Annotated in this window: 25 protein-coding genes; 13 read left to right on the top strand and 12 right to left on the bottom strand. The window is 69.2% G+C overall.

Annotated elements, in window-relative coordinates:
- The first annotated feature begins 25 nt into the window (after nucleotides 1-25).
- The 11 genes from SVA_RS03725 (at nucleotide 26) to SVA_RS03675 (ending at nucleotide 7,184) form a co-directional block, all read left to right on the top strand.
- The gene (locus tag SVA_RS03725) at nucleotides 26-379 is read left to right on the top strand and encodes an ArsR/SmtB family transcription factor (RefSeq protein ID WP_169923951.1); all 354 of its coding nucleotides are present in this window, start codon (nucleotides 26-28) and stop codon (nucleotides 377-379) included.
- Nucleotides 360-887, top strand: a complete 528-nt coding sequence (locus tag SVA_RS03720) for an SRPBCC family protein (protein ID WP_096458998.1) — start codon at nucleotides 360-362, stop codon at nucleotides 885-887. Before SVA_RS03725 ends, SVA_RS03720 begins: the two co-directional genes overlap by 20 nt.
- Nucleotides 888-1,191: 304 nt before the next feature.
- The gene (locus SVA_RS03715) at nucleotides 1,192-1,608 is read left to right on the top strand and encodes a YciI family protein (RefSeq protein WP_096458995.1); all 417 of its coding nucleotides are present in this window, start codon (nucleotides 1,192-1,194) and stop codon (nucleotides 1,606-1,608) included.
- A 38-nt stretch (nucleotides 1,609-1,646) separates the two neighbouring features.
- A complete protein-coding gene (locus SVA_RS03710; RefSeq protein WP_096458992.1) occupies nucleotides 1,647-2,195 on the top strand; it encodes an SRPBCC family protein in 549 nt (182 codons plus the stop codon).
- Nucleotides 2,196-2,239: 44 nt separating this feature from the next.
- Entirely contained in the window at nucleotides 2,240-2,650 is a 411-nt protein-coding gene (locus SVA_RS03705; protein WP_096458989.1) for a VOC family protein, read from the top strand.
- A 31-nt stretch (nucleotides 2,651-2,681) separates the two neighbouring features.
- A complete protein-coding gene (locus tag SVA_RS03700) occupies nucleotides 2,682-3,173 on the top strand; it encodes a VOC family protein (RefSeq protein ID WP_096458986.1) in 492 nt (163 codons plus the stop codon).
- A 17-nt stretch (nucleotides 3,174-3,190) separates the two neighbouring features.
- Nucleotides 3,191-3,547 (top strand): YciI family protein, encoded by a 357-nt coding sequence (locus tag SVA_RS03695; protein WP_096458983.1) that lies wholly within the window; start codon nucleotides 3,191-3,193, stop codon nucleotides 3,545-3,547.
- A 33-nt stretch (nucleotides 3,548-3,580) separates the two neighbouring features.
- Nucleotides 3,581-3,940 (top strand): DUF1428 domain-containing protein, encoded by a 360-nt coding sequence (locus SVA_RS03690; protein ID WP_096458980.1) that lies wholly within the window; start codon nucleotides 3,581-3,583, stop codon nucleotides 3,938-3,940.
- A gap of 52 nt (nucleotides 3,941-3,992) precedes the next feature.
- Nucleotides 3,993-5,276: an RNA polymerase sigma factor gene (locus SVA_RS03685; RefSeq protein WP_096458977.1), complete on the top strand. Its 1,284-nt coding sequence runs from the start codon at nucleotides 3,993-3,995 to the stop codon at nucleotides 5,274-5,276.
- A 28-nt stretch (nucleotides 5,277-5,304) separates the two neighbouring features.
- The gene (locus SVA_RS03680) at nucleotides 5,305-6,057 is read left to right on the top strand and encodes a class I SAM-dependent DNA methyltransferase (RefSeq protein WP_096458974.1); all 753 of its coding nucleotides are present in this window, start codon (nucleotides 5,305-5,307) and stop codon (nucleotides 6,055-6,057) included.
- Between the two features lie 137 nt (nucleotides 6,058-6,194).
- Nucleotides 6,195-7,184 (top strand): Vgb family protein, encoded by a 990-nt coding sequence (locus SVA_RS03675; RefSeq protein WP_096458971.1) that lies wholly within the window; start codon nucleotides 6,195-6,197, stop codon nucleotides 7,182-7,184.
- A gap of 83 nt (nucleotides 7,185-7,267) precedes the next feature.
- Here the strand turns inward: SVA_RS03675 and SVA_RS03670 are convergent, their stop codons facing one another.
- The 3 genes from SVA_RS03670 to lexA are packed head-to-tail and all read right to left on the bottom strand — an operon-like array spanning nucleotide 7,268 to nucleotide 9,895.
- Nucleotides 7,268-8,704 (bottom strand): Y-family DNA polymerase, encoded by a 1,437-nt coding sequence (locus tag SVA_RS03670; RefSeq protein WP_096458968.1) that lies wholly within the window; start codon nucleotides 8,702-8,704, stop codon nucleotides 7,268-7,270.
- A complete protein-coding gene (gene imuA / locus SVA_RS03665) occupies nucleotides 8,634-9,302 on the bottom strand; it encodes a translesion DNA synthesis-associated protein ImuA (RefSeq protein ID WP_148665361.1) in 669 nt (222 codons plus the stop codon). Before imuA ends, SVA_RS03670 begins: the two co-directional genes overlap by 71 nt.
- A complete protein-coding gene (gene lexA / locus SVA_RS03660) occupies nucleotides 9,299-9,895 on the bottom strand; it encodes a transcriptional repressor LexA (RefSeq protein WP_096458966.1) in 597 nt (198 codons plus the stop codon). The genes imuA and lexA overlap by 4 nt, the downstream gene beginning before the upstream one ends.
- A gap of 105 nt (nucleotides 9,896-10,000) precedes the next feature.
- Between lexA and SVA_RS19680 the strand changes: the two genes are divergently transcribed.
- Nucleotides 10,001-10,168 (top strand): hypothetical protein, encoded by a 168-nt coding sequence (locus SVA_RS19680; RefSeq protein ID WP_169923950.1) that lies wholly within the window; start codon nucleotides 10,001-10,003, stop codon nucleotides 10,166-10,168.
- Nucleotide 10,169: 1 nt separating this feature from the next.
- Here the strand turns inward: SVA_RS19680 and nuoI are convergent, their stop codons facing one another.
- The 5 genes from nuoI to SVA_RS03635 all read right to left on the bottom strand — a co-directional run bounded on the left by nuoI (nucleotide 10,170) and on the right by SVA_RS03635 (nucleotide 14,099).
- A complete protein-coding gene (gene nuoI / locus SVA_RS03655) occupies nucleotides 10,170-10,667 on the bottom strand; it encodes an NADH-quinone oxidoreductase subunit NuoI (RefSeq protein ID WP_096458964.1) in 498 nt (165 codons plus the stop codon).
- Between the two features lie 61 nt (nucleotides 10,668-10,728).
- Nucleotides 10,729-11,913, bottom strand: a complete 1,185-nt coding sequence (locus SVA_RS03650; RefSeq protein WP_096458961.1) for a glycosyltransferase — start codon at nucleotides 11,911-11,913, stop codon at nucleotides 10,729-10,731.
- 176 nt (nucleotides 11,914-12,089) lie between these two features.
- Complete coding sequence (gene rimI / locus SVA_RS03645) at nucleotides 12,090-12,599, bottom strand: ribosomal protein S18-alanine N-acetyltransferase (RefSeq protein WP_197703355.1); 510 nt, start codon at nucleotides 12,597-12,599, stop codon at nucleotides 12,090-12,092.
- Nucleotides 12,596-13,306 (bottom strand): uracil-DNA glycosylase, encoded by a 711-nt coding sequence (locus SVA_RS03640; RefSeq protein WP_096458958.1) that lies wholly within the window; start codon nucleotides 13,304-13,306, stop codon nucleotides 12,596-12,598. Before SVA_RS03640 ends, rimI begins: the two co-directional genes overlap by 4 nt.
- 43 nt (nucleotides 13,307-13,349) lie before the next feature.
- Nucleotides 13,350-14,099 carry a Vgb family protein gene (locus tag SVA_RS03635; protein ID WP_096458955.1) on the bottom strand — a complete coding sequence of 250 codons (750 nt, stop codon included), beginning with the start codon at nucleotides 14,097-14,099 and terminating at the stop codon, nucleotides 13,350-13,352.
- 117 nt (nucleotides 14,100-14,216) lie between these two features.
- On the opposite strand from SVA_RS03635, the gene SVA_RS03630 reads away from it, so the two are divergent.
- Complete coding sequence (locus tag SVA_RS03630; protein ID WP_169923949.1) at nucleotides 14,217-14,441, top strand: hypothetical protein; 225 nt, start codon at nucleotides 14,217-14,219, stop codon at nucleotides 14,439-14,441.
- 12 nt (nucleotides 14,442-14,453) lie between these two features.
- Here the strand turns inward: SVA_RS03630 and SVA_RS03625 are convergent, their stop codons facing one another.
- The 4 genes from SVA_RS03625 to ilvC all read right to left on the bottom strand — a co-directional run bounded on the left by SVA_RS03625 (nucleotide 14,454) and on the right by ilvC (nucleotide 18,826).
- Complete coding sequence (locus tag SVA_RS03625) at nucleotides 14,454-16,001, bottom strand: 2-isopropylmalate synthase (protein WP_096458949.1); 1,548 nt, start codon at nucleotides 15,999-16,001, stop codon at nucleotides 14,454-14,456.
- 260 nt (nucleotides 16,002-16,261) lie between these two features.
- Nucleotides 16,262-17,050, bottom strand: coding sequence for a CDP-diacylglycerol--serine O-phosphatidyltransferase (pssA, locus tag SVA_RS03620; protein ID WP_096458946.1), 789 nt, complete (start codon nucleotides 17,048-17,050; stop codon nucleotides 16,262-16,264).
- Entirely contained in the window at nucleotides 17,047-17,718 is a 672-nt protein-coding gene (locus SVA_RS03615; RefSeq protein WP_096458943.1) for a phosphatidylserine decarboxylase, read from the bottom strand. Before SVA_RS03615 ends, pssA begins: the two co-directional genes overlap by 4 nt.
- A 91-nt stretch (nucleotides 17,719-17,809) precedes the next feature.
- A complete protein-coding gene (ilvC, locus tag SVA_RS03610) occupies nucleotides 17,810-18,826 on the bottom strand; it encodes a ketol-acid reductoisomerase (protein WP_096458940.1) in 1,017 nt (338 codons plus the stop codon).
- Nucleotides 18,827-18,841 lie beyond the last annotated feature (15 nt).

Below are 18,841 nucleotides of genomic sequence, written 5' to 3'. Positions count from 1 at the left end.
TTAACTTTACTGGATGGTGCAATCCGTGCCCACCGACCGCCTCAGCGCGACCTTTGCCGCCCTGGCCGATCCGACCCGGCGCGCGATCCTCGCCCGCCTCGCCTCCGGCGAGGCCTCGGTCACGGAGCTGGCCGAACCGTTCGACATGAGCCTGCCGGCCGTCTCCAAGCACCTGAAGGTGCTCGAGCGCGCGGGGCTCATCGCCCGCGGGCGCGAGGCGCAGTGGCGCCCGTGCCGGCTCGAGGCGGCCCGGCTGAAGGAGGTCGCCGACTGGGTGGAGCACTACCGCCGGTTCTGGGAACAGCGCCTGGACCGGCTCGATGCCTACCTTCAGGAACTGCAACGAAAGGAGAAACGACATGGCCGCAAGAGAAAATAGTCCCGCGTCGCAGACGGACCGGCAGGGTCTGGTCCTCACGCGCGTGTTCGATGCGCCGCGCGACCTCGTCTTCCGGGCGTGGACGCAGCCCGAGCATCTCGTGCACTGGTGGGGACAGCCGAACGGCGCGACCATGCCTCACTGCCGGGTCGATCCGCGCGTCGGCGGCGCCCTTCACTACTGCGTGCACCTGCCCGATGGCCAGGTGATCTGGGGCAAGGGGGTGTACCGCGAGATCGTGGAACCCGAACGGCTGGTCTTTGCCGATTACTTCTCGGACGAACAGGGCAACGTGGTCGAGCCTCCGCCCGGCCTGCCGAAGGAAACGCTCGTCATCGCCACCTTCGAGGAGCACGGCGGGAAGACGAAAGTCACCATCGAGCATGTCGGCGTCGAGCAGGCCTCCGAGCAGAATCGGCAGCTCTACCGACAGGGCTGGGCGGACTCGCTCGATCGGCTTGCCGCGCGCCTGGCCGCCGTCGCCGGAACGGGGAGCACGCCGGCATGACGACCGGAAACGGGCGCGCCGCGCTCGCCGTCGACCGCGAGATCGTCGCGGGCTTGGACCAGACCCTGGACCGCCTCGGGGCTTACATGACAAAGCGGTAGCCTCTCCTGCCCCGAGGCGCTCGGGGAGACCTCAAAAACCTGCGTTTGCGCCCTGCGGAAGCCGGCCGGGCGGCCGGGTCCACCTCGGCCCGGTCGACCGCCGCCGACCGTGTCGATTTCGCAACGCCCCGTTCGTCGTAGAGTAGACGCGGCCCCCCGGCCATCGGCGCCGGCCCGCAACCCAGACGAAAGGAGGCAACGCGATGCGATTCATGATCATAGTGAAGGCCACCCGGGAATCCGAGGCAGGAGTGATGCCGGAGAAGAAGCTGTTCGCCGAGATGGCCAGGTACCACGAGGAGCTGCAGAAGGCCGGCGTGCTGCTCGATGCGTCCGGGCTGCAGCCGAGCTCGAAGGGCTGGCGCGTCCGGTATTCGGGGGGAGGCAAGCGCACGGTGATCGACGGACCGTTCGCGGAGACCAAGGAGCTCATCGCCGGCTACACGCTGATTGAGGTGAAGTCGCGGGAGGAAGCGATGGAGTGGGCGCGCCGCTTTCCGAATCCCGCCGTCGACGGCAAGGAGGGCGAGATCGAGGTGCGCCAGCTCTACGAGCTCGAGGACTTTCCCAGCGAGGCGGTGGAGCCCTTTCGCGAGCTGGGCATCGGGCAGAAGAGATAGCGGTAGTCGCCACAACGACCCCGCTCCGGAGAAAAAACATGCTGAAGACCATTGCCGCCATCGTCGTCGTGCTCGTCGCCGGCGTCCTCGCCTACGCCGCGACCCGGCCGGATACCTTCCGGGTCGAGCGCACGGCGCGCGTCCAGGCGCCTCCCGAGAAGATCTTCGCGCTCATCAGCGACCTGCACCGCTGGGAGTCCTGGTCGCCGTACGAGAAGAAGGATCCCGCCATGCGGAAAACCTACAGCGGCGCCGCGAGCGGCACCGGCGCGACATTCGAATGGGACGGCAACGGCGACGTCGGCAAGGGTCGCCTGTCGATCACGGACACCTCGCCGCCGTCCCGCGTGGCGATGCGGCTCGAGATGCTGAAGCCCTTCGAGGCCCGCAATGTCGTGGAATTCACGATCAAGCCCGACGGACACGCGACGGACGTCACCTGGGGAATGCACGGTCCCATGCCGTACGTTTCCAAGGTGCTGAGCGTCTTCATCGACATGGACCGGATGGTCGGCAAGGACTTCGAGGCCGGCCTCGCGAGCCTGAAGGCGGTGGCCGAAGGCACGCCGCCTCGCGCAGGCTCCTGAACACGACACCCCAAGCAGGAAGAGTTCCGACCACAGGAGGCACCATGCAGATCCAACCCTACCTCTTCTACAACGGCCGCTGCCGGGAGGCGGTGGAATTCTATCGACGGGCGCTGGGCGCCGAGGTGACGGCGCTCATGCGCTTCAAGGACAGCCCCGAACCCCTGCCGCCCGACAAGGTGCCGCCGGGCTCCGAAGACAAGATCATGCACGCCAGCTTTCGCATCGGCGATACGGAGGTCATGGCCTCCGACGGCTGCGGGGAGGCGTCCGACTTCCGCGGCTTTTCGCTCTCGCTCTCCGCGGCGAACGAGACCGAGGCCGAAAAAATGTTCGCGGCGCTCGCCGACGGCGGGCAGGTGCAGATGCCGCTGGCGAAGACCTTCTTTTCCCCGCGCTTCGGCATGGTGGCCGACCGCTTCGGCGTGCCGTGGATGATCGTCGTCGTGGCCTGAACCCGGCGCCGCCGGAAGGAGAAAGGACGATATGAAACGGATTACGCCATGCCTGTGGTTCGACGACCGGGCCGAAGAAGCGGCTCGCCTCTACACGTCGATCTTCCGGAATTCGAAGATCGGTCGCGTCACCCGGTACGGAAAGGAAGGCCGGGAGATACACGGCAGGCCCGAAGGCTCGGTGATGACCGTGGAATTCGAGCTCGACGGCCAGCCCTTCACGGCGCTCAACGGCGGCCCCGCGTTCACGTTCAACGAGGCGGTATCCTTCCAGGTGCATTGCGAGACCCAGGAGGAGCTGGATTATTATTGGGAGAAGCTGTCCGACGGCGGCGACGAAAGGGCGCAGCAGTGCGGCTGGCTCAAGGACCGGTACGGGGTGTCGTGGCAGATCGTGCCCGCGATGCTGCCGGCGATGTTGACGGACCCCCACTCCGCGAAATCGCAGAACGTCATGAAGGCGCTGCTTGGGATGAAGAAGCTCGACGTCGCCGCTCTCGAGGACGCTTACGAAAACCCATAGCTACGAAGGATGCACGCATGGCCTACCTGCTCTTGATCGTCGAACCGCGGGACCAGAGACGCGGTCGGACACCGGAAGAGGGAAAGCGCGCCTACGAGGAGATGGTCCGCTTCGGCGACGGCCTCAAGGCCCGGGGGCTCCTCCGGGCGTCCGAATCATTGCGCTCGGACACCGACGGCGTGCGGGTCTCGGTGCGCGGCGGCAAGCGCAAGCTGCTCGACGGCCCGTTCGCCGAAGCCAAGGAAATGGTCGGAGGATTCTTCCTCGTCGACTGCGAAACCAAAGAGCAGGCGATCGCGATCGCCGCCGAGTGCCCGGCGGCCGCCTGGGCGACCGTCGAGGTGCGCGAGATCGCTCCCTGCTATGCCGATTGATCCCGACGACGGACGCCTTTCCGTGGAGGATGCATGAGCTACGTAGACGGCTTTGTCCTGCCCGTACCCACCCGGAACCTCGCGGCGTACCGTCGCTTGGCCCGCAAGGCGGGGAAGGTCTGGCGCGACCACGGCGCGCTCGAGTACATCGAGTGCGTGGCGGACGACGTGAAACCGGGCAAGCACACGTCCTTCCCGCAGAGCGTGAAGTTGAAGCGGGGCGAGACGGTCGTGTTCGCCTGGATCCGATACAAGTCGCGCAAGGACCGCGACCGCGTCAACGCCAGGGTCATGAAGGACCCGCGACTGGCGGACATGATGGACCCCCGGGCGCTGCCCTTCGACGGCAAGCGAATGTTCTGGGGCGGGTTCCGGGCGATGGTCGACGTCTGAAAACCTCGCCCGGCGCCCGCCGGCCCGGACGCCACCGCATACCCGCTCCCCCGTGACGACCCCCGACGTCCACCGAACGATCGAAGCGGTCTGGCGGATCGAATCCGCGAGGCTGATCGCCGGCCTCGCGCGCATGGTGCGCGACGTGGGCCTCGCCGAGGAGCTCGCGCAGGACGCGCTGGTCGCCGCGCTGGAGCACTGGCCGGCGTCGGGCATCCCGGACAACCCGGGCGCGTGGCTCATGGCCACGGCGAAGAACCGCGCTCTCGACCACTTCCGGCGCAACAAGCTCCTCGCGCGGAAGCACGAGGAGCTGGGCCGCGAGCTGGAGGTCCGGCAGGAGATCGCTCCGCGGCTCGACGAAGCGCTGGACGAGGACATCGGGGACGACCTGCTCCGCCTCATCTTCACGGCCTGCCACCCGGTGCTCTCGACCGACGCGCGCGTCGCCCTGACCCTGCGCCTGCTCGGCGGTCTCACGACCGAGGAGATCGCGCGCGCGTTCCTCGTCTCCGAGCCGACCGTCGCACAGCGCATCGTGCGCGCCAAGCGCACGCTTTCCGAGGCGCGCGTGCCCTTCGAGCTCCCCCCGCGCGAAGAGCTCGCCGACCGCCTCTCGTCCGTGCTCGAGGTGATCTACCTCGTGTTCAACGAGGGCTACTCGGCGACCGCGGGAGCCGACTGGATGCGGCCGGCATTGTGCGAGGAGGCATTGCGCCTGGGACGCATCCTCGCCGAGCTGGCGCCGGGAGAGCCGGAGGTCCACGGCCTCGTCGCGCTGATGGAGATCCAGGCGTCGCGCGCCGGCGCGCGCACCGGGCCGTCGGGCGAGCCGATCCTGCTGCTCGATCAGGACCGCGGACGCTGGGATCAACTGCTCATACGCCGCGGCCTCGCGGCGCTCGAGCGCGCCGAGTCGCTCGGCGGCGCGCTCGGTCCCTATGCGCTGCAGGCGGCCATCGCCGCCTGCCATGCGCGGGCCCGTACCCCGGCGGAGACCGACTGGGCGCGGATCTCGGCGCTCTACGACGCGCTCGCGGAGCTGGCGCCCTCCCCGGTCGTCGAGCTCAACCGCGCGGTAGCGCTCGCCATGGCGTTCGGGCCGGCGGCCGGCCTCGAGCTGGTCGATGCCCTGACCGCCGAGCCGTCCCTCAAGAGCTACCATCTCCTGCCGAGCGTGCGCGGGGATCTGCTCTCCAGGCTCGGCCGCCTGGAGGAAGCGCGCGCAGAGTTCGTGCGCGCCGCCTCGCTCACGCGAAACACGCGCGAACGCGAGCTGCTCCTCGGACGGGCGGACGCGTGCGCACGCGGATCGGCCGGGCGCGACGGGCGTTGACGTACGCCTGTCCGGTGCGCTGACCGACATGCCCCCGATCGAGTACGACCGCATCGCCGGCATCTACGATCTGTACGTCACGGCGGACTACGACGTTCCGTTCTTTATCGCGGAAGGCCGTGCCGCGCGCGGCCCTGTCCTCGAGCTCACCGCGGGCACCGGTCGCCTGTCGCTGCCATTGATCGAGGCCGGAATCGAGCTCGCGTGCGTCGACGCGTCCCGCGGCATGCTGGACGTGCTCGCCCGCAAGCTGCAGCAGCGCGGCCTGCACGCGGACCTCCATCGTGCGGACGTCTCGGAGCTGAGCCTGCCCGCGCGCTTCGCGCTCGCGATACTGCCGTTCCAGTCGTTCATGGAGATCGTGGGCGAGGACAAGCAGCGCAAGGCGCTCGCCCGCGTGAGCGACTGCCTCGTGCCCGGCGGGCGGTTCGTCTGCACGATGCACAATCCCGCCGTCCGTCGCGCGCAGGTCGATGGCGTGCTTCGCCTGGTCGGCCGGTTCCCGAGCGGAGACGGGACGCTTGTCGTCTCCGGCGTCGAGCAGGGCGGGTGCCCGGTGGTTTCCCGGCTCCAGTTCTTCGAGTTCTTCGGGCCCGACGGGCGCCTGCGCGAGAAGCAGGTGCTGCCGATGGAGTTCGCGTTTGTCGAGAAGGAGGCGTTCGAGCGCCTGGCGCGGGACGCGGGATTCCGCATCGTGGCCCTCTACGGTGACTACGACCGCGGGCCATTCGCCGAACGAAGCCCCGTGATGATCTGGGTTCTCGAAAAGCCGGCCGCTTGAGCGTCGGGTCGAGCCGTCGCCGGGGCGGGTTCACGTCGCGCTCCCCGGTTCGCTAGACTGGACCACCACGGGCGGAGGTGGACGACGCGGAGATCCCGCCCTCCCCGGTATCCCCACTGATCCGACGAAGAGGCGTTATGAAACCGGCTCTCCTGATCATCCTCGCCGCGCTGCCCCTCGGTGCGGTCCTTGCCGGCGGCTCGAATTACGGCATCGCGCCCGGCGCGCGGCCGAACCTCGCCGGCAAGGTGAGCGAATGGCCGGTACCGACGCCGCGCTTCGCGCGGGACCCCGCCATCGCGCCGGACGGCAGCGTCTACATCGCCGTCATGACGGGCAACAAGGTCGCCCGCTTCGATCCGAACACCGAGAGGTTCGAGGAATGGGATCTGCCGAAGGGACACCGCCCGCACGGCCTGCTCGTGGACCGGAGCGGCGTCGTCTGGACGACGGGTAACGGCAACGGCACGATCGGCCGGCTCGATCCCGCGACCGGGAAGATCGTGGAGTACAAAACACCGTCCGGGGGCGGCGGCCCGCACACGCTTGTCATCACCGACGACCAGGGCACGATCTGGTTCACCCTGCAGAGCGGCGACAAGGTGGCGAGTCTCGACACGAAGACCGGCAGGATCACGGAGTACGAGACTTCGGGCGGGCCCTACGGGCTTGCGCTCGACAAGGCCGGCAACGTCTGGTTCTGCCGCATGGGCGACGACCGGATGGGCAAGCTCGATCCGCGTACCGGGAAGATGAGCGAAGTGGATACGGGCCCGGGCTCCCGGCCGCGTCGCGTCGCGGCGGACCGGGACGGGATGCTCTGGGTCACGCTGTACGGCAACGGAAAGCTCGCGAAGCTCGATCCGGAGGCGATGAAAGTGGTGAAGACGTATGCGCTTCCGGCCGGCGACGGCGGGCCCTATGCGGTAACCGTGGACGGGGCCGGCATGGTGTGGGTGAACGAGATCAATACCGACACGGTCGTGCGCCTCGACCCGAAGACCGAGCGGATGCGGGTGGTGCGCCTGCCCTCCTCGAACGTCGGCATCCGGAAGATGGTGACGGATGCGAGCGGGCGGCTGTGGTACATGGGAAGCCACAACGGGCGGCTGGGCGTCGTGGAGTAACCATCCCGGCGCGGCAAGGGGTCCGCTCCTTGCGCACGCCCGAGGTCCGGCAGAGTGGACGCAGGCGCCCGCGCCCGCTCGCGCTATCCGAACACGCCCTGCAGGAACCATCTCCCCGGCGCCCGCAATTCCCGGAACACCCAGAGCCGCCGCCCGCCGCCGTCGCGTGCGACATAGTAATCGCGCGCGACGTCACGGCCGTCCCACCAGCCGCTCTCGATGCGCTCGGGCTCGGGCTCGAGCGCGAGCGCGCCGTCGAGCCAGGGCGCGTCTTCGCGCATCTCGAGCGGAATCGGTTCCGGCAGGAGCCAGAGCGGCCGCCGTGCGCGGGCGGCGGCTCTGCCCTCCTCGCCCGGCTCGCCGTAGCGCCATGCCCGCTCGGGCCGGTGCTCGGGGCAGCTGGCAAGCCCCCGCACCGCATCCCGGCCGAGGCGCGCCTGCAGCCGCTCGACGATGCTCGCGCGGCCTTCCTCGGGGGTCTGCTCACCGGCGAGCAGATCGAGGTTGCGGGAGCCGAGGTCCTCCGGATTCTCCACGCGCAGCTCGATCTCCTCGATCGGCGCCCCGAGCTCGAGCCGCTCCAGCCGCTCGCGCACGAGAAGGAGCCAGTGCCGCGCGTCGCGCGAGGGCGCGACGAAATCGAACGTCATGCCGGTGGCGCGCGAGCGATGGTGCTGCAGCACGAAATCGAGCCGCCGCGCGCCGAGGGCGCGCGCCTCGAGGAAGCCCGCCAGCTCGAGCAGCAGACGGCGGAGGGGGAAAAGCAGCGCCTCGCTCGTCGCGACCGGCGAAGGGAGCGGCAGGCGCGCGCTGAAGCGCGAGGGCGGCACGTAAGGCTCGCGCGGATCGGGAAGCCGGCCGAAGGCGCGGTCGAGCGCGAGCAGGACCTCGGGGCCGACCCGACGGGCGAGACCGTCGCGCGGGAGCCGCAGGCAATCGGCGAGGCTGCGCAGCCCCATGCCGGCGAGCAGCGCCTCGCGCCCGGCATCGAGCCCGAGGCAGGCGAGCGGAAGAGGAGCGAGCGCCTTGAAGAGCGCGCCGTGGTCCAGCGCGCGGGTTTCGGCACCGCTCGCCGCGAGCCAGGTGGCGCCGAGGGGCGTGGGAGCGAGCGCGAACCGTCCTCCATAGCCCACCTCCGCGAGATCGCGGGCCAGGCGCGCGATCAGCGTCCCGAGGCCGCCAAAAAGATTCCGGCTGCCGCCTACCTCGAGGAGCAGGCCGGCGGGCGGTGCGAGGCTGACATGCGAGGTATAGCGGCCGCTCAGCGCGGCGAGGCGCTCGAGCGCCTCGCGCTCGCTGCCCGGGTCGCGCTCCCGGACCCCGAGCCGATCGACCAGGGCATGCGCTGCGCTCGTCCGCATGCCCGGCTGCACGCCGGCCCGCCGCGCGGCGGGTGTGGCCGCCAGGACGCGCTGCTCCCGCCCCTCTCCTTCGACGACGACCAGCGGCTCATCCGTGGGCGCGCCGCGGGCGCAGACCTCGATCGGCAGGTCCGGCAGGTGCACGCACAGCCAAAGCATGATCCACCTCGACACGCACCGGACCGACCGGCCAGCCGCCCCGGCGCTTCATGATGTGCACGTTCACGGCGCCCGCCCCGGCCGGCTCGAGCGCGAGGCGCAGCGCGGCGATCGATCCGGCGAGCGGCCGGCGCTCGAACAGCACGCCGACGGTCCCGCCCGCCTCCGCGGCGAGCTGCAGGCGCCGGAGAGACGCGGCCTCCGCCTGCGCGATCCACGCGAGCACCGCGGCGCAGGCGCCCGAGCGCAGGCTGCTTTCCACCGCCCAGAGCTGGTCCTCCCGGCGCGGATGCACGAGCAGCACGCGCGAGAGATCGACCCCGGCGGCGGCGAGCGCGGGCGCGTAGGGGACATAGGGTGGTGCCACGAAGGCCACCCAGCGATCGCCGTGGCTCAGGCGCGCGAGCGCCGGCAGCAGGAGCCGCAGCTCGCCCACGCCGTCGCGCGCGAGGACGAGCTCGGTGAGGGCGCCGATCGGCCAGCCGCCGCCCGGCAGGAGCGCGTCGAGCACGGCGAGGCCGGTCGGCTCGGCGGGCGAAGGGGGAGCGGAACCGCCGCGCCAGACGTCGGCGCGCAGGAGGAGCTCGCTCAGGTTCATCGCAGCTGGTTGCGAAGGACGCCGACGCCCACGCCCTCGATGGCGAAGGGGTCGCTGCGCAGGTCGACCTCGATCGGCTCGAAGTCCGGGTTCGCGGGCAGCAGGCGCACGCGCGTGCCGCGGCGGGCGAACTTCTTCACCGTCACCTCGTCGTCCAGCCGCGCGACCACGATCTGCCCCGGCTGGGCCGTGGGCGTCTTGTGCACGGCGAGCAGGTCGCCGTCGAGGATGCCGGCGTCGCGCATGCTCATGCCCTTCACCCGCAGGAGGTAATCCGCGCGCGGCCGGAAGAGCTTCCGGTCGAGGCGCAGGTGCGACTCGACATTCTGTTCGGCGAGGATCGGCTGACCGGCGGCCACGCGGCCGACGAGCGGCAGTCCCTCCTCCGTGAGCCGGATGCCGCGCGCCACGCCCGAGAGCTCGATCGCCCCCTTGCGCGCGAGCGCCCGCAGGTGCTCCTCGGCGGCGTTCGCCGAGCGGAAGCCGAAATGCTCGGCGATCTCCGCCCGCGTCGGCGGGCGGCCGGTCTCCTCGAGGAGCTTGCGGATGAGGGCCAGGATCTGGGCCTGGCGCGGGGTGAGGTCGTCGTGCATGGCGGCGCTCGCGATTGACTGTATATGTATACAGTATCGCCGGGGGGCAGACAAGGCGCGGGGGATTATGGAAGAATGGCCGCGTTTTAATCGCAGGATTCACCGATGCTCTCTCGCCTCGCCCTGGGTCTCGGCCTCCTCCTCCTCGGTATCGTCGTCGGCCGCCAGCTCGCCAAGCCCGACCACCGCGTACGCGTCCGCCTGGCCAAGAACGAGAAACGCCCCGTGCCGGAGCGGCTCGGGCCGCCCGCGACCAAGATCGTCGTCCACTGAATCAGCGGTAGCGCGCGTCGGCCGCCCGGTCCGACGCGATCTGCGGCTCCAGCCGGTCCCCGAGGGCGAGCAGCTCGCCCTTGCGGATGACGTTGTCCCCCCGGTTCTCGTAATGAAACTCGTAGACGCGGGTCAGCACGATCGCGTCCACGGGGCACGCCTCCTCGCAGAACCCGCAGTAGATGCACTTGAAGAGATCGATGTCGTAGCGGCTCGTGCGGCGCGTGCCGTCGGGGCGGTCGTACGAGTCGATCGTGATGCACACCGCGGGGCAGACCGCCTCGCACAGCTTGCAGGCGATGCAGCGCTCCTCGCCGTTGGGATAGCGGCGCAGCGCATGCAGGCCGCGGAAGCGCGGCGACATCGGCGTCTTCTCGTCGGGATACTGGATGGTCACCTTGCGCGCGAGCAGGTGCCGACCCGTGACGAGCAGGCCCCGGAGCAGCTCCGTGAAAAAGAAGGCGCGGGCGTAATGCCGCAGCGATCGTGCAAGCTTCATGGACGGTGTCGATCCCCCAAAGGGACGCACCCGATTGGACCGCGCCGCCGAATGAAGGTTGTCAGCGCGCCGCGGCGCGGGTGAAAGCCAGGCTCGCGGAACACGCGTCCGCATAGAGCTCCAGCATCCGCTCCGCCATCGCCGAGGCCGACCACTCCTGCACGAAGGCGCGGCCCTCCGCGCCCAGCCGCCGGCGTCGCTCGGGATCCTTCAGGAGCGCCACCACCTCGGCGGCGAAATCGGAGACGTCGTCGCGCGGGGCCAGCGAACCGCGTCGGCCCTTCAGAATATCGGCGGTACCCATCGCCGAAAGCGCGACGACGGGGATGCCGCAGGCCATCGCCTCCAGCAGCGGGAACCCCTGCGTCTCCGTGCGCGAGGCGAACACGAAGCAATCGCCCGCCCGATAGCAGTCGCGGCGGTCCTGCAGATCATCCGGGCGGCCGACGAAACTCACGCAGGCTGCCAGCCCGAGCGTCTGGGCCAGTTCGCGCAGGTGCCGTTCGGCCGGCCCCTCCCCGGCGAGGAGGAGACCGAGATCGGGAAGCTTCTCCCGCGCCGTTCGCAGGACATGCAGGAGGAAGTCGAGGTTCTTTTCGTGCGCCAGGCGCCCGACGTACGCGAGGACCGGCTGATCGGGCGTGAACCCGCTCTGCGCGCGAATGCGCCCGCCGTCGCCGCCGTCGTAGAGGTGAGGCTCGATTCCCGTGGGAATGACGCGGAGGGGCGTGTCCACGCCGTACCTCTTCAACACCCCGGCCATCGCGGTCGAAGGCACGACCACGCAGTCCACCCCGTTGCACTGCGCGCGCGAAAAATCGCGCGCCAGGAAGCGAACCCAGTCCTCCGGCAGGAACGGGACGTAGTGATGGAGGCGTTCCTCGAGAAACGTCGGATAGGTCTCGACCAGGGGCACGCCGAGACGACGCGCGAGCGCGCGCCCGACATAGTGCGCGACAAACGGCGTCTGCACGTGCACGACATCGTACTCCGCGCCGCGCAGCCGCTCCGTGAGCTCCAGGACGCGCGCGGGTTTCATCATCCGGCCCACCGGGTCGAACGGCACGCTGCGGGACGCCACCCGAATGACGTCCTCGGCCGGCACGTCGGCACGCGCGCCGTAGTCGGGCACGATCAGCGTGACGCCGTGACCCTTGGCCTCGAACTCGCGCAGAAAGCTGCGTATCGATGTCGAGACCGCGTCCACGCGCGGAAAGTAAACGTCCGATATCTGCAGTATGCGCACGGTAGCTGGGGACAGGGGAAATCGAACACCGCGCTGCTTCTTGTTGCACGGATTCTAACCGACGGGCCCCGCCGGATTTTACGCGCGACGTGCGTGGGATAATGACGATCGCGCTCGCGACCGCTCTTCGTCGGCGGGCGAGGACGAACGGCACGGGTCGCGGCGCCGAAACCGCCTCAGCGGGACGCGCGTTTCTTGCCGTCGGGCTCGAACGGGACGGTGAGATCGCGGGCCAGGATAATCGCGTCCTCGCGACCGTAGCGGGCCGGGTAGTAACCCTTGCGTATGCCGATCTCGTCGAAGCCGAGCTGCGTGTAGAGCTTGTAGGCAGCGGTGTTCGACACGCGGACCTCGAGCAGCGCCACGCGCGCCTTCTTGTGGCGCGCGAGCGCAAGCAGAAAGTTCACGAGCTCGCGGCCCAGCCCTCGGCGCTGAAACTCCGGGTGCACGCAGATGTTGAGCAGATGACACTCGCCTGCGCCCATCGACATGATGCCGTGGCCGACGAGCCCGCTCGACGTCTCGAAGACGAAGCAGGAGTAACCCACCCGCAGGCAGTCGCGGAAGATCGCGCGCGTCCAGGGAAACTCATAGGCCGCGCGCTCGACCTCCATGACGTCGGTCAGGTCCTCGAGACGCATGGGCCGCAGTCTCGGCCGCTCGACGGAGACGACGGCGGCGCTCACGCGCCCTCCGCCACCGTGCGCGCGAGACAGAGGTCGTCCCAGGCGCGGCGCTTGTCCGCGGGGTTGCGCAGCAGATAAGCCGGGTGGTACGTCACCACGAGCGGTGTCTCGTGGTACGACAGCCGCTGCCCGCGCAATCGCGCGAGCGGCGCCTCGGTCCTCAGCAGGCTGTGCGCGGCGTGGCGCCCCAGCGCGACGATGAGCCGCGGCCGGATGAGCTCGATCTGCCGGATCAGATAAGGCTCGCAGTGCGAGACCTCGTGCGGCTGCGGGTCGCGGTTGTTCGGCGGACGGCACTTCAGCACGTTCGCGATGTACACGTCCTCGCGCCTGAGGCCGATCGCGAAGAGCATCGCGTTGAGGAGCTGCCCGGCGCGGCCGACGAAGGGCTCGCCCTGCCGGTCCTCGTCGGCGCCGGGCGCCTCGCCGACGAAGAGCCAGCGTGCGGTGCGGTTGCCGACGCCGAACACCGTCTGCGTGCGTGTCTTCTCGAGCCCGCACTTCACGCAGCCGGCCACGGCCTGCTCGAGCTCCTCCCAACTTCCTCCTGCCGGCGGCGCGTAGGCCTTCGCCGGCTCGCCGCATGCCGGAGACGGGGTCGCATACGCGGCAGCCGGTTCCTCGACAGGCGGGGTCACGCGCCGCTCCCATCGGACGACGCCCAAGGCGTCCAGGTAGCGGCGGCGCTGCTGCTCGCGGGCGTTCATGGCCGAAAACAATACCAGATTGGCGCTCGAAACCAATCGGGATTTACTGCGGCGATTTCCGCCGCGCGATGGCGAGCACCCGCGCTCGTCCCTGCTCGGCGACCATGACGCGGCCGTCCAGCGCCAGCGCAATACCCTGGGGGAACGTCAGGCCCATGGCGATCGTCTCGAGTCGTTCATCGATGAGCCGCAGCAGCCGCCCGGGCGACGCATCCTCGGTGATCCACAGCGCGCCGTCCGGCGCCAGCGCCACCTGATCGGGCTGAGTCAGACCCTCGAACGTCACCGAGCGCTCGCCGTTGCGATATCGCAGGATGCGCCCCGTTGCGGTCTCGGCGACGTACACGGTGCCGTCGCCTCCGGCCGCGATACCTTCCGGTCGAGCGAGCGAGGCCAGGACGGTCTCCACCGTGCCCCGGCGACGGACACGGAGCAGCCGCCCATCCATGCGATCCTCGGTCACCAGCACGTCCCCGTCGGGGAGCACCGCGATTCCCTCGGGCGCCCGCAGGCGTGCGAGCGTTCGCGTCCGGCCGGTGGCCAGTTCCACCTCCAGCACGCGCCCGTTCATCACCTCCTCGGTCACGTAGGCGCGATCGTCGCGAATGTGCAAGCCGTCCGGTCGGTCGAGCTCGCCCAGCACCGTGCGCGGACGACCGGCGTCCAGCCGGACCAGCCGTCCGCCGCGCGCGAGCTCGAGCGTGGCGTAGAGCGCGCCGTCGGCGGCGAAAGCCAGATTATCGACGGCCGGCAGTCCTTCGGCGACGATCGCACAGGTCCAACCCGGCGCCATCCGCGGGTCGGCGCCGGCCGCGCCGGCGGAGCAAACGGCTGCGACGATCAGCGCCGCGCGAAAACGGCCGACCTTGCGAGCGCGGGCCCGCTCGCTATGCTTCAGATGGGAACCGCCATGCTGGCCAAGCTCAAAATCCTTTTCGTCGGCGTCGTGCTCGGGGCCGTGATCGCCTTCCCCCTCGGCATGAACCACGGGCGCGGGGCGCCGCTCCTCAGCAACCCGTTCGCCCGGCGCGACCTGGGCGACTCCGTGAAGGAGAAGGCCGAGGCGCTCGTGGAGGGTGCGCGAGAGAAGCTCCACGAGGTCACCCGGCCCGAGCCGAAGCGCGACAACCGTTAGGACCCTGCCCGATCAGATGGGTTGTCCCGCCTGCGGATGCGTGCGCGCCGCCGGCTCGACCAGTTTGTTCAGCGCATTGAGATACGCCTTCGCCGACGCGATCACGATGTCCGTGTCCGCCCCGTGGCCGTTCACGATGCGCCCGCCCTTCTCCAGCCGCACCGTCACCTCGCCCTGCGAGTCCGTGCCGCTCGTGATGTTGCTCACCGAGTAGAGCTGGAGCTGCACCCCGCCGTTCACGACGCTGTCGATGGCCTTGAACGCCGCATCGACCGGCCCGCTGCCGTCCGCGCCCGCCAGGCGCTCCGATCCATCCACGGCAAGCACCACGCGCGCGTGCGGGGTGGTGCCGGTCTCGGAGCAGACCCGGAGCGAGACGAGCCGGAAGTGCTCGTTCTCCTGCTCGATCCCTTCTTCGGTGACGAGCGCCTGCAGGTCCTCGTCGAAGATCTCGTGCTTCTTGTCGGCGAGCTCCTTGAAGCGCTCGAACGCGGAGTTGATTTCGGCCTCGGTCCGGAACTCGATCCCGAGCTCCTTCAGGCGCTGCCGGAAGGCGTTGCGGCCCGAGTGCTTCCCCAGAACCATGCGGTTCGCGGTCCAGCCCACGTCCTCCGCCCGCATGATCTCGTACGTCTCTCTCTTCTTGATCACGCCGTCCTGATGGATTCCCGATTCGTGCGCGAACGCGTTCGCGCCGACGATCGCCTTGTTCGGTTGCACCGGAAACCCGGTGATGCCGGACACGAGCCGGGACGCGGGCACGATCTGGGTGGCGTCGATGCGCGTGTCGCACGGGAACACGTCCTGGCGCGTCCGCACCGTCATCACGATCTCTTCGAGCGAGGCGTTGCCCGCCCGCTCGCCCAGGCCGTTCACCGTGCACTCCACCTGACGCGCGCCGTTCAGCACGGCGGAGAGCGAGTTGGCTACGGCGAGCCCGAGATCGTTGTGGCAGTGCGTCGACCAGATCGCGCGGTCCGCGTTCGGCACGCGCTCGATCAGCGTCCTGATCCGCTCGCCCCAGGCGTGCGGGATGCTGTAGCCGACCGTGTCCGGCACGTTGATGGTGCGCGCGCCCGCCGTGATCGCCGCTTCGAATATGCGACACAGGAAATCGACCTCGGAGCGGACCGCGTCCTCGGCCGAGAACTCGACGTCGTCGGTGTACTGCCGGGCCCGCTTGACCATCGCCACGGCCCGCTCGAGCACCTGCTCCGGCGTCATGCGGAGCTTGTGCTGCATGTGGATCGGCGAGGTGGCGATGAACGTGTGGATGCGCGCCCGTCGCGCCGGCTTGATCGCCTCCGCGGCCCGGTCGATGTCCTTCTCGACCGCGCGGGCGAGCGCGCACACGGTGCTCTCCCGGATGACCTCGGCGACCGCCTTCACGGCCTCGAAGTCGCCGGGGCTCGCCACCGGGAAGCCCGCCTCGATGATGTCCACCCGCATGCGCTCGAGCTGCTTCGCGATGCGCACCTTCTCGTCGCGGGTCATGGAGGCCCCGGGACTCTGCTCGCCGTCGCGGAGCGTGGTGTCGAATATGATCAATTGGTCTTTCATGGCGCCCTCTTCTGCATAGCGTCGCGGTGCACGTGGCCTTTCGGGGCTTGGCGCCGCGGGATCGTTCAGTCGGGTTGCGTATTGTTCGCCTCGCCAGGCATGGGGGTTGGTGTGCGCCTAGCGGCGCAGCAGCAGCAGAAGGGCGAGCGGAAGGCGCGCGGAATCCCGGCCGGAGAGGCCGGCGGGAAGGATCGGGCGAAGATCGGCACCGCGGATCATGGGACGAGCATAAATCAAGTTCGGACCGATTTGAAGCCGGTCTAGTGCGGGGTGGACTTGTCCGCCGGCCGCTGTCCCGGGTGGCGCACCGCGCGGTACGCCCAGGTGGCTGGGCCCGAGATGCCGTAGGCGAGAAATATCGCGAACAGCACCTGCGGCGGGTCGAGAAAGATCAGCACGAAAATGAGCGGCAGAACGAGCACCGTGACGAACGGGATCCGGCCGCGCAGATCGAGGTCCTTGAAGCTGCGGTAACGCACGTTGCTGACCATGAGCACGCCGGCGGCCACGGTGATGAACAGCGCCAGGATGCTGATGTCCCTGCCGGGCACGCCGATGCTGTAGAGCACCCAGACGAAGCCGGCGACGAGGCCGGCCGCCGATGGGCTCGGGAGCCCGCGGAAGTAGCGCTTGTCCTGGACACCGACCTGCACGTTGAAGCGCGCGAGCCGCAGCCCGGCCCCGGCCGCGTAGATGAAGGCCGCGAGCCAGCCGAGCTTGCCCATGCCCGACAGCGCCCATTCGTAGATCACGAGCGCCGGCGCGAGCCCGAACGACACCATGTCGACCAGACTGTCGTAGTGAAAGCCGAACTCGCTCTCGGTGTGCGTCAGGCGCGCGACACGACCGTCGACCGCATCGAGGGCCATGGCAATGAAAATGGCGAGCGGCGCGTACTCGAAGTTGCCGTTCATCGCCTGCACGATCGCGTAGAAGCCGGCGAAGAGATTCGCCGTGGTGAACAGGCTCGGCAGGATATAGATCCCCCGCCGCCGTCGGCGCTCGCCCGCGGGCTCGGTATCCGTCTCGTCGGACTGTCGTGTGGTCATCCGGCGCCTCCGGCCGTCGCTCGACCCGGCAGCTCGGCGATCAGGGTGGTGCCGCCCTGTACACGATCGCCCAGCGCCGTGCGGAACCGGGAGTCGGGCGGAAGATACACATCCACGCGTGAGCCGAAACGGATGAAGCCGTACCGTTCGCCCTGCGCCGCCCGATCCCCGGGTTTGACATAACAAAGTATACGCCGCGCGATCAGACCGGCAACCTGCACCACGACGACGTCCGCGCCCTCGTCGGTACGGACCCACACCGCGTTGCGCTCGTTGGACTCCGAGGCCTTTTCGAGCGCGGCGTTGAAGAACTTGCCCGCGTGGTACCAGATCTCCATGACCCGACCCTCGGTCGGCATGCGATTCGAGTGCACGTTGAAGGCGTTCATGAAGATACTCACCCGCTTCGCGGGCCGCTTCAGGTAAGGGTCGTACGCGTCGCCCAGGGAAATCACCCTGCCATCGGCCGGGCACAGGACGCCGAGCGGGGCGGCCGGGATGGTCCGCGGGGGGTCGCGGAAGAACTGAACGGTGAACACGACCGCGATCCAGAACGGGATCGCGGGCAGGGCGCCGACGTAGTAATGGACCAGCGCCGCGGCGCCGACCGCAAGCGCGGTGTGCACCCAGCCCTCCCGGGCGAGGAGCGGATAGTGGAAGCGGGTCATCGGCCGTGACGGAACAGGATGATCGGAAGTGGGTAAGGGCGGACCGAGGACCGACGGCGGGTCCTCGGCACTTCAACCCTCTCGCGTTCTTCTAGTTCTTGGTCTTGTCGACGATGCGCCCGGCCTTGATCCAGGGCATCATGTCGCGCAGCTTCTCGCCGACCTGCTCGATCGGGTGGGCCGCGTTCTTCGCACGCAGCTCCGGGAAACGCTTGCCGCCCGACTCGTTCTCGGCCATCCACTCGCGCGCGAAGACGCCGTCCTGGATCTCCTTCAGGATCTTCTTCATCTCGGCCTTGGTCTGCTCGTTGATGATGCGCGGGCCGCGGGTGTAGTCGCCGTACTCGGCGGTGTTCGAGATCGAATAGCGCATGTTGGCGATCCCGCCCTCGTACATGAGATCCACGATGAGCTTGAGCTCATGCAGGCACTCGAAGTACGCCATCTCCGGGGGATACCCGGCCTCGACCAGCGTCTCGTAGCCCGCCTGCACCAGGTGCGAGACGCCGCCGCAGAGCACGGCCTGCTCGCCGAAGAGGTCGGTCTCCGTCTCGTCCTTGAAGGTCGTCTCGATGATTCCGGCGCGGCCGCCGCCGATCGCGGCGGCATAGGACAGGGCCAGGCTGCGCGCATTGCCGGAGGCGTCCTGCTTGACGGCGATCAGGCACGGTACGCCGCCGCCCTGGGTAAACGTCGACCGCACGAGGTGACCCGGTCCCTTGGGCGCCACCATGAACACGTCCATGTCGGCGCGCGGCCGGATGAAGCCGAAATGGATGCTGAAGCCGTGCGCCGTGGCCAGCGCCGCGCCCTTCTTCAGGTTCGGGGCGATGGACTCCTCGTAGATCTTCTTGTGCTGCTCGTCGGGCGCGACGATCATCACGACGTCCGCGTCGCGCACGGCGTCCGCGACGCTCTTGACGGTCAATCCCGCGCGCTTCGCCTTGTCGACCGAAGCGGAGCCTTCGCGCAGCCCGACCACCACCTGCACCCCGCTGTCCTTGAGGTTCTGCGCGTGCGCATGGCCCTGCGAGCCGTAGCCGATGATCGCGACCTTCTTGCCGCGGATGAGCGAAAGATCGGCGTCTTTGTCGTAATAAACTTTCATGCTTTCCTCGTGGGT

It is taken from the genome of Sulfurifustis variabilis (assembly GCF_002355415.1).
GTDB lineage: Bacteria > Pseudomonadota > Gammaproteobacteria > Acidiferrobacterales > Sulfurifustaceae > Sulfurifustis > Sulfurifustis variabilis.
This window is presented reverse-complemented; position numbering and strand designations above follow the sequence as displayed.